The organism is Reyranella sp. GW821-FHT14A01 (assembly GCF_058803965.1).
In genome coordinates, this window is record NZ_JBXAPM010000003.1 from 64,631 (window position 1) to 79,019 (window position 14,389).

12 protein-coding genes are annotated in these 14,389 nt (G+C 65.9%); 7 read left to right on the forward strand and 5 right to left on the reverse strand.

Annotated elements, in window-relative coordinates:
- Nucleotide 1: 1 nt before the first annotated feature.
- Together AC1ROX_RS07035 and AC1ROX_RS07040 are read right to left on the reverse strand one after the other, a co-directional pair.
- The gene (locus AC1ROX_RS07035) at nt 2–1,534 is read right to left on the reverse strand and encodes an acyl-CoA synthetase (protein WP_493123825.1); all 1,533 of its coding nucleotides are present in this window, start codon (nt 1,532–1,534) and stop codon (nt 2–4) included.
- On the reverse strand, nt 1,534–3,093 hold the full coding sequence (locus AC1ROX_RS07040) for a long-chain-fatty-acid--CoA ligase (RefSeq protein ID WP_493123827.1): 1,560 nt from the start codon (nt 3,091–3,093) through the stop codon (nt 1,534–1,536). The genes AC1ROX_RS07035 and AC1ROX_RS07040 overlap by 1 nt, the downstream gene beginning before the upstream one ends.
- Nucleotides 3,094–3,153: 60 nt before the next feature.
- Between AC1ROX_RS07040 and AC1ROX_RS07045 the strand changes: the two genes are divergently transcribed.
- The 5 genes from AC1ROX_RS07045 to AC1ROX_RS07065 are packed head-to-tail and all read left to right on the forward strand — an operon-like array spanning nt 3,154 to nt 8,169.
- Nucleotides 3,154–4,389, forward strand: coding sequence for a cytochrome P450 (locus tag AC1ROX_RS07045; protein WP_493123829.1), 1,236 nt, complete (start codon nt 3,154–3,156; stop codon nt 4,387–4,389).
- A gap of 17 nt (nt 4,390–4,406) precedes the next feature.
- Nucleotides 4,407–5,114 (forward strand): PP2C family protein-serine/threonine phosphatase, encoded by a 708-nt coding sequence (locus AC1ROX_RS07050; RefSeq protein ID WP_493123831.1) that lies wholly within the window; start codon nt 4,407–4,409, stop codon nt 5,112–5,114.
- A complete protein-coding gene (locus tag AC1ROX_RS07055; RefSeq protein ID WP_493123833.1) occupies nt 5,111–6,112 on the forward strand; it encodes an asparaginase in 1,002 nt (333 codons plus the stop codon). Before AC1ROX_RS07050 ends, AC1ROX_RS07055 begins: the two co-directional genes overlap by 4 nt.
- A gap of 19 nt (nt 6,113–6,131) precedes the next feature.
- The gene (locus tag AC1ROX_RS07060) at nt 6,132–7,385 is read left to right on the forward strand and encodes a class I SAM-dependent RNA methyltransferase (RefSeq protein ID WP_493123835.1); all 1,254 of its coding nucleotides are present in this window, start codon (nt 6,132–6,134) and stop codon (nt 7,383–7,385) included.
- A 16-nt stretch (nt 7,386–7,401) separates the two neighbouring features.
- On the forward strand, nt 7,402–8,169 hold the full coding sequence (locus tag AC1ROX_RS07065) for an SDR family NAD(P)-dependent oxidoreductase (RefSeq protein ID WP_493123837.1): 768 nt from the start codon (nt 7,402–7,404) through the stop codon (nt 8,167–8,169).
- A gap of 5 nt (nt 8,170–8,174) precedes the next feature.
- Here AC1ROX_RS07065 and AC1ROX_RS07070 read toward each other — a convergent pair whose 3' ends face one another.
- From AC1ROX_RS07070 to AC1ROX_RS07080, 3 genes are all read right to left on the reverse strand, one after another.
- Complete coding sequence (locus AC1ROX_RS07070) at nt 8,175–8,963, reverse strand: exodeoxyribonuclease III (protein WP_493123839.1); 789 nt, start codon at nt 8,961–8,963, stop codon at nt 8,175–8,177.
- 924 nt (nt 8,964–9,887) lie between these two features.
- Nucleotides 9,888–10,220, reverse strand: coding sequence for an iron-sulfur cluster insertion protein ErpA (erpA, locus tag AC1ROX_RS07075; protein ID WP_493123840.1), 333 nt, complete (start codon nt 10,218–10,220; stop codon nt 9,888–9,890).
- Nucleotides 10,221–10,277: 57 nt separating this feature from the next.
- Nucleotides 10,278–11,165, reverse strand: coding sequence for a DMT family transporter (locus tag AC1ROX_RS07080; protein ID WP_493123842.1), 888 nt, complete (start codon nt 11,163–11,165; stop codon nt 10,278–10,280).
- A gap of 72 nt (nt 11,166–11,237) precedes the next feature.
- Here AC1ROX_RS07080 and AC1ROX_RS07085 point away from each other — a divergent pair, with 72 nt between their 5' ends.
- Together AC1ROX_RS07085 and AC1ROX_RS07090 are read left to right on the forward strand one after the other, a co-directional pair.
- Entirely contained in the window at nt 11,238–13,481 is a 2,244-nt protein-coding gene (locus AC1ROX_RS07085; RefSeq protein WP_493123844.1) for a CHASE2 domain-containing protein, read from the forward strand.
- Complete coding sequence (locus tag AC1ROX_RS07090; RefSeq protein WP_493123846.1) at nt 13,462–14,382, forward strand: glutamate cyclase domain-containing protein; 921 nt, start codon at nt 13,462–13,464, stop codon at nt 14,380–14,382. The genes AC1ROX_RS07085 and AC1ROX_RS07090 overlap by 20 nt, the downstream gene beginning before the upstream one ends.
- Nucleotides 14,383–14,389: the final 7 nt, after the last annotated feature.

Genomic DNA, 14,389 nt, shown 5'->3' on the forward strand with positions numbered 1-14,389 from the left:
CCTAGCTGATCGCCGGCACGTTCTGTCCGACGAACTGCGTGCGCAGTTCGCGTTTCAGCACCTTGCCGGTGGCGTTGCGTGGCAGGGCGTCGACGAAGGTGACGGACTGCGGCACCTTGAACTTGGCGAGCCGCGTGAGGCAGTGCTGGATCACGTCGCCCTCGACAAGGGCCTGGTCGGGTTTGCGCACGATGATCGCCAGGCCGACTTCGCCCCAGCGGTCGCTCGGCACGCCGATGATCGCGGCGTCGGCGACGGCGGGAATCTGGAACAGCACGTTCTCGACCTCGGCGGGATACACGTTCTCCCCGCCGGAGATGTACATGTCCTTCCAGCGGTCGACGATGTAGACGAAGCCTTCCTCGTCCAGCCGCGCAGCATCGCCGGTGTGCAGCCAGCCGTCGGTGAAGCTGCGGTCGGTGGCCTCGGGATTGTTCCAGTAGCCCGGCGTGATGTTGGGACCCTTGATCAGCAGTTCACCGATGCCGTTCGTTGCGACGTCGTTGCCCTCGTCGTCGACCACGCGGATGGACGTGTGCATCATCGCCTTGCCGGCCGAACCCAGCTTGGTGATCGCGTCGGCGGCATCGAGCATGGTGCCCGCCGGGCTGGTCTCGGTCATGCCCCAGCCCTGGACGAGCGGCACGCCGCGGGCGATCCAGGTTTCGAGGATCGCCAGAGCACAAGGTGCCCCGCCGACACCGGCGATCCGCAGGCGCGAGAGGTCCGCGCTCTGGAACTTCGGATGCTGCATCATGAATTGATAGGGCGCGGGAACGGCGAAGACGTGGGTGATGCCCAGCGACACGTCGGAGATGCAGTCGAGCGCCTGGCCGGGATCGAAGGTGCGCATGACCACGATCGTGCCGCCGGCATGGAGCACCGGATTGGCGTAGCAGTTGAGGCCGCCGGTATGGAACAGCGGCAGCACCACGAGCTGGACGGTCTCGGGCGTGATCAGCGCCGGAATGCCGAGGTTCACGCAGTTCCAGAAGACCATGCCGTGCGTGATGATCGCGCCCTTTGGATGCCCGGTGGTGCCCGACGTGTACATCACCATGCCGATGTCGTCGTGAGTCAGCGGCACGGAAGAGGGCGCCGGGCCAGCCTTCGCCAGCGCGATCTCGTAGGTGCTGTCGGCGCGCTCGGGATCGATCTCCAGCCGGGTGGCCGACAGCATCGCGGCCTGGGCCGCAAAGTCCTTGTCGTGAACGAGCAGCTTGGGGCTCGAATCGCTCAGGATGTATTCCAGCTCCGGTACCGTGAGCCGCCAGTTGAGCGGCAGCATGATGGCGCCCAGCCGGCCGCAGGCGAATTGCAGCTCGAAGTATTCCGTGCCGTTGGGAGCCAGCAGGGCGATGCGATCGCCCTTCTTGATGCCTCGAGCCTTGAGGACTGAGGTCAACCGGGCAATGCGCGCGTCGAGCTCGGCGTAGGTGAGCTTCCGCCCCGTATGAAGGTCGTGGATGGCGAGCTTGGTTGGACGCCGGCCTGCATGGTGGGCGATCCAGTCGTAGTGGGGAATGATCGGCATCAGTTCACGGCCCTGGCGAGGCCCTTCCAGTAAGGTTCGCGCAGTTCGCGCTTCAGGACCTTGCCCGCACCGGAGAGCGGCAGGGGCGTGTCGCGGAAATCGACGCTGCGCGGACATTTGTAACCCGCGATCTGGTCGCGGCAATGCTCGATCACGTCCTCCGCGCTGAGGGTCGTTCCCTGCTTCGGGACGACGATGGCATGGACGCGCTCGCCCCATTGGTCGTCAGGAACGCCGATTACTGCCACCTCGGCGACGCCGGGATGCATAGAGATCGCGTTCTCGACCTCGGCGGAATAGACGTTCTCGCCGCCGGAGATGATCATGTCCTTCAGCCGGTCGACGATGAAGACGAAGCCTTCCTCGTCCATGTAGGCGCCGTCGCCGGAATAGTACCAACCGTCCTCAAGCACGGCCTCGGTCTCGGCTGGCTTGTTCCAGTAGCCCTTCATGACATTGGCGCCGCGCACCGCGAGTTCGCCCGTCGTGCGGCGCGGCACTTCCAGCCGGTCGGCATCGACGATCCTGACCTCGCACCCGTGCACCGCCTGGCCGCACGATTTGAGCCGGCCGGCATGGGGACCGTCGAGCACCGTGTAACGCGGGTCAAGCAGGGTGACGATGGGGGCGGCCTCGGTCATGCCGTAGCCGTGCATCAGGCGGACATGCGGCATCATCTCGATCGCCTTGCGCAGTGTTCCCTCGGGCATCGGCGACGCACCATAGAGGATGAAGGCGAGCGTCCCGATGTCGAACTCGCCGAACCGGCTGTGATTGACCAGCATGTTGATCATGGTCGGCACGAACTGGGCGTGCGTGACCTTCTCGGTCTGGATGGTCAGCAGTACTTCCATCGGCTCGAAGCGCGGCACGAAGGCATGGCGGCCGCCGGACAGGGTGACGCCGAAGGTCGAGGCGCCGTCGGCCAGATGGAACATCGCGCCGGAATGGAGGTAGGCCGTGTCCGAGGTGAAGCCCATGCCGGCCACGCCGTTGAGCGCATTCACGACCAGGTTGGTGTGGGTGAGCATCACGCCCTTGGCGCGCCCCGTCGCGCCGCCGGTGTAGAAGAGGCCCGCCAGGTCGTCGTCGCTCGCGCCGACATCGTCCATAGCCTCGTAGCTGGTGAGATCCTCGTAGTGGAGGATGCCTTCAGGACCGGCGAGGTCGTCGAGCCAGATGACCTCGCGGACCGAAGGCGTCCTGCCGTCGAGCGCCGTCAGGTGGTGCGACATGCCGGTGTCGACGAACAGGGCCACGGCGCCGGAATCGTTCAGGACGTACTCGATCTCCGGCGCGGCCAGCCGCGTGTTGACCGGCACCATGACCGCGCCCAGCCAGGGCAGGGCGTACATCAGCTCCAGGTATCGGTCGGAATTCAGGGCCAGGATCGCCACCCGGTCGCCGCGGCGCACGCCCAGTGCGGAAAGGGCGCCGGCGACCCGGCTGATCCGGTCGGCGCTCTGCTGCCAGGTCCGGCGGCGACTGGCGAAGCAGGTGGAAGGACCGTTGGGGCGGGTCTGGACGGCGCGGCGAAGTCCCTGGGTCAGTGCAAACATGGGTCGATGCTAGGGGCTCGTTCGTTCGCGCGGCAAGGGGCTTCGTGGTAAAGGATAAGGATGGATACCATCGCCCCGCCGACCGCACCTGCGAAGGACCTCGCGTTCAACCCGCTCGATCCGGCCTTCATCGCCGATCCCTATCCGTTTTACCGACGGCTGCGCGAGGCGGCGCCGGTCCTGAAGACGCCGCAGGGCTTCTGGCTGATCACGCGCTACGAGGACATCGCGCTCGTCCTGCGCGACAAGCGCTTCGGCAAGGACTTCGCCGGCAACATGCGCCGCCGCTATGGCGAGGACCGCATGAACGAACCCGCCGTCGCCAGCCTGGCCAACACCATGCTGGTGCAGGATCCGCCCGATCACACGCGGCTGCGCGGGCTGGTTACGAAGGCTTTCACCGCCCGTCGCGTCGCCGACATGCGACCGCGCATCAAGGCGCTGGTCGACCAGCAGCTCGACCGCGTCGCCGACAAGGGCGAGATGGATGTGATGCGGGACCTGGCTCATCGCCTGCCGGTCATCGTGATCTGCGACATGCTGGGAATTCCCGAAGAGCATCGCGCGCCGTTCCTGGCCGGCAGCAACGTCAACGGTCGTATCCTCGAACCGGTTCCCATGACGCGGGAAGAGCTCGACCTGGCCAACCGCAACACCCAGATGTCCGGCGTCTATTTCAACCAGCTCTGCGAGCTGCGCCGCCGCGAACCGCAGGACGATCTCACAACCGAGCTGGTGAGGGCCGAGGAAGCGGGCGACAAGCTCTCCGCCGAGGAGCTTCAGGCGAATATCGGACTGCTGTTCGGCGCCGGGCACGAGACGACCACCAACCTGATCGGCAACGGCCTGCTGGCGCTGCAACGCAATCGCGACCAGTGGGAAAAACTGAAGGCCGACCCGTCGCTGATCCCCAACGCGATGGACGAGCTGCTGCGCTACGACTCGTCGGTCCAGCTCACCGGCCGGGTGACCCATGCCGAGGCCGAGCTGAGCGGCGTGAAGCTCGGACCGCAGGAGAGCGTCGTCTGCCTGCTGGGCGCGGCCAACCGTGATCCCGAGCAATATCCCGATCCCGATCGTCTCGACGTCGAGCGGCAGAACATACGGCCGATGTCGTTCGGCGGCGGCATCCACTATTGCCTGGGCGCCCAGCTCGCGCGCCTCGAAGCCGAACTGGTCTTCACCGCCCTGATCGAGCGGATGCCTAATCTCAGGCTGCCCGAGATCGATACGCCCGCCTGGAGGCGCAGCTTCACCCTGCGCGGTCTCAGTAAGCTCCCGGCCGTCTGGCACTAGAAGGTTTGACACTGGACATGGCGACGCGGTGGCGGGGCGAGGGCGGCCAGCATCAGGGCGCCCGCCCTTACCAGGAAGATAGTTGGCGTCTCGCGACGCTGGGCGACGGCTCGCTGCTGGCCGTGGTGGCCGATGGCATGGGGGGTCATGCGGGCGGCGCCGTCGCCAGCCGGCTTGCCGTCGATGCCTTCGTCCATGCAGTCGAGCAGGGTGGTGGCCTCACCGACGGGCTGACCGACGCCAACGCTGCGGTCGGTAAGGGCACGAAGGGCCACCCGGAACTCAACGGCATGGGGGCAACGCTCGTCGCGGTGCATCTGCGCGGCGACGAGGTGCGCTGGATCAGCGTCGGCGATTCGCCCTTCTTCCTGATCGAGGCCGGCCAGATCTCGCGTCTCAATGCTGATCACTCGATGGCGCCGCAGATCGACGCGCTGGTGGCGCGCGGCATGCTGTCGGAAGACGAGGCCGAGCATCATCCCGGCCGCCATACGTTGCGAGAAGCGGTGATGGGCGAGCCGCTGACCCTGATCGACAAGGGCAGCCGCCGGCTGGGGCCGGACGCGCGCCTGCTGGTCTGCAGCGACGGCGTCCACAGCCTGAAGAACGAACAGCTTCTGGCGCAGGCGTCGCTGCCGGTCGATCGCATCATCGCGGCGGTTTTGGCGACCGCCAAGGAACACCAGGACAATATCACCGTGATCAAGCTGGAGCGCGCGCGATGAGCCGGGGCCCTGTCGTCATCGAAGTCACCCGCGGCCCGGTCGTCGAAAGCCGGCACGAGGGCATCGCCGCGGTCGTGAAGGCCGACGGCACCGTCGTCGAATCCTGGGGTGACATCGACGCGGTGATCCTGCCGCGCTCGGCCAACAAGCCGATCCAGGCCATGGCCTTCGTCGAAAGCGGCGCGGTCGAGCGCTTCGGGCTGGGCGACGAGCATGTCGCGCTGTCCTGCGCTTCGCACAGCGGCGAGACACGTCATGTCGAGACGGTTCGTGCGTGGCTCGCCAAAGTGGGACTCAGCGAAGCCGACCTCGAATGCGGCACCCACGCGCCGCGGCTCCAGACGAGTATCGAGGCGCTGGCGCACGAAGGCGCCTTGCCGACGGCTGCGTTCAACAACTGCTCAGGCAAGCACAGCGGCTTCCTGACGACGGCCGTCCAGTATGGCGAGCCGACCAGGGGCTACATCAAGTACGACCATCCGGTGCAGCGCCGCTTGCGCGAGACGATGACCGACCTGTGCGGCCTCGACGCCAACAGCTTTGCCCACGGCACGGACGGATGTGGCATCCCGACCCTCGCGACGCCGCTGAAGAGCCTCGCCCAGGCGATGGCCTCGATGGCCGATCCGTCGCGTCTGTCGAGCAAGCGGGCCGATGCCGCGAACCGTATCCGCAAGGCGATGAACGCCGAGCCATTCATGGTCGCTGGCAGCGGCCGCTTCTGCACGCGCATCAACGAGGCGGCGCCCGGCGTGATCCAGGTGAAGACCGGCGCCGAGGGCGTGTTCTGCGGCATGCTGCCGACCCTGGGTCTCGGCGTGGCGCTCAAGGTCTGGGACGGCGCGGGACGAGCCGCCGAGGTCGCGATGGCGACCTTGCTCGACCATCTCGGTGTGCTGCCGGCCGGCCAGCGCGACGAGGTGCTGCATCCGCCGATCAAGAACGTCGTCGGCCTGCTGGTCGGCGAGATGAGGCCGGCGAAGAGCTGGCTGGGCTGAGGCCCCCCGGGATCATATCGTGAGTATTACGCTCGACATCCTGGAGGTCGGCGCCCGCGGCGACGGTGTCGCCGAACTCGAGGGCAAGCGCTATTTCGTGCCCTACTGCCTGCCCGCCGAAACGGTCGAAGCCGAGCCGCTCGACAAGCGCGGAGATGGCATCGCCTGCGACCTGCTCGAAGTGCTGTCGCCGTCGCGTCATCGCGAGACGCCGCCGTGTACCCATTTCGGAACCTGCGGCGGCTGCGTGCTGCAGCATTGGCGGTGCGACATCTATACTAATTGGAAGAGCGAACTGATCGCCAAAGCCTTGGCGCAACGAGGCGTGAAGGCGCCACGCTTCGAAGCACCGGTCACCTGCGAGCCGGCCGAGCGCCGGCGGGCCGACATCGTGCTGCGGTGCCAGGGACGGCGAATCCTTGCCGGCTACCATGAACGGGCGAGCCAGAACGTCGTCGATGTCGGCACCTGCGTCGTCGCCCGCCCGAAGATAAATGCCGCCATCGTGGCATTGAGGTCGGCGATGAAGGCCATCCTTCGGGATGGTACCTCGGCCGACGCCGTGGTCAACGAGACCGATACCGGGCTCGACGTGCTGATCCGGCCGCACAGGAAATTCGACCTGACGCTCGCCATCCGTGAGACGCTGATTGCATTGGCCGAGAGCGCCGACATGGCGCGGGTGAGCTGGGGCGACCGTGCGACCGCCGAGCCGGTGATCGTGCGCCGAACGCCGCAACTGATCCTGGGCGACGTGAGCATCGAGCCGCCCCCGGGCGCCTTCCTGCAGGCAACGAAGCGCGCGGAACTGGTCATGCGCGCCGGCGTCAACGCATGGGCCGGCGAGGCAACACATCTCGCCGACCTGTTTGCCGGCATCGGCGCCCTGTCGCTTGGCAAGCCGGGCAGACTGAGCCTCTTCGAATATGACCGGCCGTCGGTCGCCGCCGTCGATGCCGCCGCGCGCAAGCTCGGCGGCAACCGCGTGACCGTGCAACTCCGCGATCTCTTCCGCCGGCCGTTGAGCACGAAGGAGCTCGAAGCCTTCGACGCCGTCGTACTCGACCCGCCGCGCGCCGGCGCATCGGCGCAATGCGCCGAACTCGCGGCGTCGAAGGTGAAGCGCGTGGTCTACGGATCCTGCGACCCTGGCAGCTTCGCCCGCGACGTGCGCACCTTGCAGGATGGCGGATACCGACTGGAGAAACTCATGCCTATCGACCAATTCCTCTGGTCGGCGCATGTTGAGCTCATTGCATTGCTGACCAAATGAATCGAGGAGACGACGGATGATGTTCGACCTTTCCGGCAAGGTGGCCGTCGTGACCGGCGGCAGCCGCGGCATCGGCCGCTCGATCTGCGAGCAGATGGCCGCACACGGCGCCAAGGTCGTCGTCTCCAGCCGCAAGCTGCCGGCCTGCGAGGAAGTGGTGAAGGCCATCAAGGAGAAGGGCGGCGAGGCGACGGCGTTCGCCGCCAGCATCTCCGACAAGGCCCAACTCGAGAACCTCGTCGCCGAGGCCCGCAAGGCCTATGGCCGCATCGACATCATGGTCTGCAACGCCGCGTCCAACCCGTATTTCGGCCCATTGACGGGGCTGAAGGACGAGGTGTTCCAGAAGATCATGCAGAACAACGTGATGTCGAACCTCTGGCTGATGAACATGGTCGGCCCTGAGATGGCGGAGCGCAAGGACGGTGCCTTCATCATCGTCTCGTCGATCGGCGCGCTGGTCGGCTCGGCCCATATCGCGGCCTACAACATGAGCAAGGCGGCGGATCTCTCGCTGGTGAAGTCGCTGGCCATGGAGTGGGGCAAGCACAACATCCGCGTGAACGCGATCGCGCCCGGCCTGATCCAGACCGACTTCGCCAAGGCACTGTGGGACAATCCGCAGATCCGCGCGGCGCAGGAAGGCAAGGCGGCGCTGAAGCGCATCGGTCAGCCCGACGATATCGGCGGCGTGGCCGTGTTCCTGGCTTCGAAGGCCGGCAACTTCATTTGCGGCCAATGCATCATCGCCGACGGCGGCGTGATCGGCGCCGGCGCGGAGTAGCTCAGCTACGCCGCGACGTCGAGCTCGCACCAGACGGGGACGTGATCCGACGGCTCCGTCTTGCCGCGCTCGGCCTTGTCGATGCCGACCGCGGTCAGCCGGTCGGCGGCCTGTGGTGACAGCAGCAGGTGATCGATCCGCAGCCCGTTGCCCTTGGGCCAGGCGCCGGCCTGGTAATCCCAGAAAGTGTAGCACTCGCCGTCGGCATGGAAGGCGCGGACGGCGTCGGTCAGGCCGAGATTGAGCAGCTTGCGCAGCGCCGCGCGCGACTCCGGCTGGCAGAGCGCGTCGCTGGCGAAGGCCTTGGGATCGTAGACGTCCATCTCGGTCGGACAGACATTGTAGTCGCCGCACAGCGCGAACATCTCCTCGCGCGCCAGCAACTCGCGGGCATGGGCGAGCAGCCGCTCCATCCAGGCGATCTTGTAGGTGAACTTCTCGGTGCCGATCGGATTGCCGTTGGGCAGGTAGAGCCCGCCGACCGTCAGCGGCCCGCGCGGCGTGAACACGCGACCCTCGACATAGCGCGCCGGCTCATCCTCGGCATGGCCGGGCAGGGCGCGCTCCGTCACGTCGAACGCATGCCGCGACAGGAACGCGACGCCGTTGAAACCCTTCTGGCCGACGATGGCGCACTTGTAGCCGGCCGCTTCGACCTCGGCCGTGGGGAACTGCGGTTCCTGCGCCTTGATCTCCTGCAGCACGACGATGTCCGGCTGGGCGCTTTCGAGCCACGAGACCAGATTGCCGGTCCGCTTACGGACGGAGTTCACGTTCCAGGTCGCGATCTTCATTTGGACAAATTATCTCGATAGTTCAGATGGTCAATAAGGACCGACCTTGTCCTTGTCCGCACTGATCCGGTCGCTAGAGTGAAATGAACCTAAATGTGGGAATTTCAAAATGAGAAAATTCCTTCTTTCTGTGTTCATGCTCGCCGCAGCGTTCACGGTAGCCGGTTGCGTATCGAGCACTGAGGGCGGCCCGGCAGATGGCCGATACGCTGACCATGACGGGGGCCGCGCCAATTTCCGTGGTGGTGGCTGATTGGGTGCCCGTACGGCACTTTAGTCCGACTTAGGGTCCTTCGAGGAAGAACTACTGACTGGCGGGTGGAAGTTGCCTGTCAAAAGCCGGCTCGTAAGGGCAACTTTGAACGGCCACGGAACATCCTTCGGCGTTCGACCTATAAACCATCAAAGCCGCGCCTTTTTTGAACGTTTTCCACGATTGCGAATGATGTCTCGACGGCTCTTGCTGCCAACCAAGCTGAGCAAGGTCCTCGTTCACTCGGGCATTTGGAATGCACCTGCTTTTGTCTCCAAATGTATCCGGTCGCCATTGTATCCTGGCGGAGCTGTACGATTGCTTTGCGCTGACAATGGCGATGAGAAAGCGCTCTCCGTGGATTGAAAGAATGTGCTGCACGAGCCCGGCCGATATTTCTCTAACCCCGGGAAGCATCAGGCCAATGACCTGCTCGAACTGTTCCTTGGATATCTTTCCATCGGTCTCGCGAAGAAGCTCGAGCCATCGGCTCCATAGCTCCTCGGAGCTATTTGGTGGAGAACGCAAGGAGGGGGCTTGTTGCGGATCAGCTGGCTGTTGAGCCAACTCCAGCAGACAGGCTGTATCGGCCCTCGCGTGATCTGCCGAGAAAATCCCAGACAAAAGCAATACCGCGGCAGCGGTAAAGCGCCTAGCCGACAAGAGCCGGGTCAGACGCTGAAGGAGTTGCCGCAGCCGCAAGAGGACGTCGCGTTCGGGTTCTTTACCTGGAACGCCGAGCCGACCATTTCCTCGACATAGTCGAGCTGGCTGCCCTTGAGGAATTCGAGCGACGTGGCGTCGACCAGGACGGCGGCGCCGTCGTGCTCGATGACGAGGTCGTCCTCGTTGCGCGCTTCCTCGAACGAGAAGTTGTACTGGAAGCCCGAGCAGCCGCCGCCCAGGACCGCCACCCGCATCATGACGGGCTTGGGCTCCTTGGAAGCCAGGAAGGCGATCCGCTTGGCCGCGTTGGGGGTGACGGAGAAGGTGGTGTCGGTCATAGCCACAAGATGTGGTTGGCGGGGCGATTCGTCAATCCCGACAAAAACCCTAGGAGATTAGGGCTTTTTGCGCTGTCGCGCCCTGATCCGCTCGCGGTGGAGGATGTAGAGGCCGGAACCCATGACCAGCGGCAGGCCGTACCAGACGGTCCAGGAGGGCTGTTCCCTGAACCAGAGGTAACCGAAGGCCACGGCCAGGACGATCGAGGTGTAGTCGAAGGGCGCCAGAACCGCGGCCGGGGCCAGCCGCCAGGCACGGGTGATCAGGATCTGGGCGACGCCGCCCAGCAGGCCCAGGGTCAGCAACCAGACCCAGTCGAGCAGGGGCGGCCATTTCCATTCGGGGATGGCGCAGATGAGCGACACGCCGCTGCCCACGATCGCGAACCAGAACAGCGTTACGACGTCGGGATCGTGCCGGCTGAGCAGGCGGACCAGCACGGTCGAGAGGGAATAGCAGAAGGTCGCCGCCAGGATGATCAGCGAGACCATGTGGAACTCGATCGCCCAGGGATCGAGCATGATCAGCACGCCGGCAAAGCCCACGCCCACGGCGGTCCAGCGCCGCCAGCCGACCGGCTCGCCGAGGATCGGCACGGAAAGCGCCACCATGAAGAGGGGGGCGGCGAAGGAGATGGCGTAGGCATCGACCAGCGGCATGCGCGGGAAGGCGTAGAAGAAGCCGAACATGCTGCCGAAGCCGATGCCGACCCGGAGCGCCTGCAGCCACGGCCGGTTGCTGCGCACCACCTTGAGGCCGCCGGCATGCCAGATCAGGACGGCGACCGGCACCAGGGCGACGGCGCTGCGGAAGACCATGAGCTGGAAGGAGCCGTAGGTGCCCCCCAGCCCCTTCACCATCGCGTCCATCGTGCAGAAGAGCACGAGGGCGCTCATCTTGAAGTAGATGCCGTGCAGGGCGGTCTGGCTGGGTGCGTGCGGCAAGGTCGCGCTATTTGGCTCGCGCATCATCCCCTGTAAAGTGAAGTTCGTGGGGGAGCAGAGGGTCAAAGGCGCATGAACTGGTTGCTGCGCTGCATCAACGCGCCGCGAGCGCCGGTCTTCGTGGCCTTCGTCGTGCTGCTGGGCGCCCTTGCGCTGCGCTTTACCGATCCTACGGCTGTTGCCCGGCTTCGCGACTTCGCCTTCGACAGCTACCAGCGCATCGAGCCGCGCATCTACAATCCCGAGACGCCGGTGCGCATCGTCGACATCGACGAGGCGGCGCTCCAGGAATACGGCCAATGGCCGTGGCCGCGCACGATCGTGGCGCGGCTGGTCGACAAGCTCACCGAGAAAGGCGCCGTCGTCGTGGCCTTCGACGCGGTGTTCGCCGAGCCGGACCGGTCGTCGATCAGCCGCATGGTGCGCGACCTCGTGGCCTTCACCGATCCCGAGACGGTCCAGAAGCTGGCGGCGGCGATCCAGGACAATGACAGGGTTCTGGCTGACGCGATGGCGCAGTCGAGGGTCGTCACGGGTTTCGGCTTCGACGTGAAAGGGACCGGCAAGCCGCCGCGCACCTTCCACGGCGTCGCCTTCGCCGGCGACCAGCCCAGCCAGTTCCTGCCGCAGCAGGGCGGCACGGTGAAGTCCATCGACCTGCTGGAAGCCGCCGCCAAGGGCAATGGCAGCGTCAACACCGATGTCGACAGTATCGTGATCCGCCGGGTGCCGATGCTGTTCCGCGTCGCCGGCTACGAAGGTCTTTTCCCGGCGCTGTCGATCGAGGCGTTGCGGGTGGCGCAAGAGGCATCTTCCTATCTGATCAAGTCTTCCGGTGCGAGCGGGGAGATGTCGTTCGGCGAGAAGACCGGCATCGTCGCCATCAAGACCGGTAATCTCGAAGTGCCGACCGACGCAAAGGGCAGAGTCGGCCTCTACGACACCGGCCACAAGGAAGAACGCTTCATCTCGGCCCGCGCCGTTCTGAAGGACGAAGTGCCGCCGGAAAAGATCGAAGGGCACATCATCTTCGTCGGCACCAGCGCCATCGGCCTCAAGGACCTGCGCAACACGCCGGTCCAGGACGCCGTGCCGGGTGTCGAGGTGCATGCCCAGCTCGCCGAGCAGATGCTCGAGCAGAAATTCCTTGCCCGGCCCGACTATGCCGACGGTGCGGAGTTCCTCTATCTCGCGGTCGTCGGCCTGCTGCTCGTCGTGCTGTTGCCGCGGCTGTCGGCCGGCAAGATGGCCTTCGTCGCCGCAATCTTCATCGCCATCGGCCTGATCGTGCCGTGGATCGCCTACTCGAAACACCACCTGCTGTTCGACCCGATCTATCCGCCGGTCACCTTCGCGGCGATCTATGTCGGCGGCACGGCGCTGGCCTTCATGCGCACGGAGCGGGAGCGGGCGGAGATCCGCGGCGCCTTCGGCATGTACCTGTCGCCCGACCTCGTCGAGCAGCTCGCGCGCAACCCGAGCCTGCTGCAGCTCGGCGGCGAGCAGCGCGAGATCACGGTGATGTTCACCGACGTGCGCGGCTTCACGACGATCTCCGAGCAGTTCGACCCGCATGGGCTGACGCGGTTCATGAACCGCTTCCTGACACCCATGACGGATCTGATCCTGGGCCAGCGGGGCACGATCGACAAATACATGGGCGACGCCATCATGGCGTTCTGGAACGCGCCGCTGCCGGTCGAGCGCCATGCCGCCCATGCCTGCGACGCGGCCCTGGCCATGCAGGCCCGGCTTGCCGAGCTGAACGAGGAATGGAAGGCCGAGGCGGAGGCCGAGGGGCGCAAGCACATTCCGGTCAATATCGGCGTCGGTCTGAACACGGGTCCCGCCTCGGTCGGCAATTTCGGCTCGACCCAGCGCTTCACCTATTCCTGCCTGGGCGACGACGTGAACCTGGCGTCGCGCCTCGAAGGCCAGTGCAAGACCTACGGCGTCGGCATCATCATCGGCCGCAAGACGCGGGAAGAGGTCGAGGATTATGCGACGCTGGAGATCGACCTCGTCACCGTGAAGGGCAAGACCGAACCCGAGCGCGTGTTCGTGCTGCTGGGGGATTCCCGTGTTGCGCAGTCGCCTGCCTATACGGCGCTGCTCAAGCAGCAGGACGAGTTCCTCGAGCACTACCGCAGCGGTGGTTTCGCCGAGGCCATCGACATGCTGGAAGCCTGCGAGGCGGCGGCAGCGGCGGCGGGATGGCGCCAGAGTTACTATCGGATGATGCGTGGACGGCTCGACGACCTGATCGACGATTCGCCGCTGGACTGGAAGGGTGTCTATGTCGCCAAGGACAAGTGAGCAGGACCGCCGCATCGCCGACATCGAGGCGCTGGTGTGCCGCGATGTCGGCCGCAAGACGCAGGAACTGATCGACGCCAACCGCGGCGGCCTGGCCGAGGCGGCGACGTCGCTGGCAACGGCGGTGCGTGTCGGCTTGATCACCGGCTTCTTCGTGCCGCGCGGCGATGTTGCGGCGCCGGAGACCGACGGCCCTGTCGGAACGGCCCTGCTCGCGGCGGCCCTCGCGGCCTGCGGGGTGCCGACGCGCATCGCCGTCGATACGCCCAGCGTCGAGGCCGTGCGCTCGGCGGTCAGGGCGACCGGAGAGACGGTGATTGTCGACGAGATCCCGCTCGGCGACGACCGCGCGATCGACGAGCAGGCGAGGATCTGGCGGCAGGACAGGCTCACCCACGTCGTTGCCATCGAGCGCTGCGGGCGCAGCGCCGACGGCAAGCCGCGCAACATGCGCGGCGTCGACGTCTCGCCCTGGACGTTGCCTTTGGATGCGCTGTTCGAGGGCGGCGATTGGGCGAAACTCGCGGTCGGCGACGGCGGCAACGAAGTCGGCATGGGCAAGCTGCCGCCCGGCCTGATCGCGCAGCACGTGCCCAACGGCGCCGAGATCGCCTGCGTGACCTCGTGCGACCACCTCGTGGTCGCCGGCGTCTCGAACTGGGGCGCCTACGGGCTCATGGCCGCGCTTGCTGTCCTGCGTCCCGACTGGGCGCCGACGATCGCGAAATTCCTGACGGCGGAACGGGACTTCTTCGTGACCGACACGATCGTCAAGGAAGCGGGCGCGGTGGACGGCGTGACGGCGCTGCGGCAAGCCACCGTGGACGGATTCGGGCCGGAAATTCACGGGCCGCTGGTCGACAAGCTTGGCCGCATTGCGTGGGGAGAAGGCGCGCATTAGCTTGCGC

What these genes read in the sequence shown, in the direction of transcription:
- AC1ROX_RS07040 (WP_493123827.1), bottom strand. Translation starts at nt 3,093, where the DNA reads ATGTTTGCACTGACCCAGGGACTTCGCCGCGCCGTCCAGACCCGCCCC.
- AC1ROX_RS07065 (WP_493123837.1), top strand. Translation starts at nt 7,402, where the DNA reads ATGATGTTCGACCTTTCCGGCAAGGTGGCCGTCGTGACCGGCGGCAGC.
- AC1ROX_RS07050 (WP_493123831.1), top strand. Translation starts at nt 4,407, where the DNA reads ATGGCGACGCGGTGGCGGGGCGAGGGCGGCCAGCATCAGGGCGCCCGC.
- AC1ROX_RS07085 (WP_493123844.1), top strand. Translation starts at nt 11,238, where the DNA reads ATGAACTGGTTGCTGCGCTGCATCAACGCGCCGCGAGCGCCGGTCTTC.
- AC1ROX_RS07055 (WP_493123833.1), top strand. Translation starts at nt 5,111, where the DNA reads ATGAGCCGGGGCCCTGTCGTCATCGAAGTCACCCGCGGCCCGGTCGTC.
- erpA (WP_493123840.1), bottom strand. Translation starts at nt 10,220, where the DNA reads ATGACCGACACCACCTTCTCCGTCACCCCCAACGCGGCCAAGCGGATC.
- AC1ROX_RS07035 (WP_493123825.1), bottom strand. Translation starts at nt 1,534, where the DNA reads ATGCCGATCATTCCCCACTACGACTGGATCGCCCACCATGCAGGCCGG.
- AC1ROX_RS07070 (WP_493123839.1), bottom strand. Translation starts at nt 8,963, where the DNA reads ATGAAGATCGCGACCTGGAACGTGAACTCCGTCCGTAAGCGGACCGGC.
- AC1ROX_RS07090 (WP_493123846.1), top strand. Translation starts at nt 13,462, where the DNA reads ATGTCGCCAAGGACAAGTGAGCAGGACCGCCGCATCGCCGACATCGAG.
- AC1ROX_RS07045 (WP_493123829.1), top strand. Translation starts at nt 3,154, where the DNA reads ATGGATACCATCGCCCCGCCGACCGCACCTGCGAAGGACCTCGCGTTC.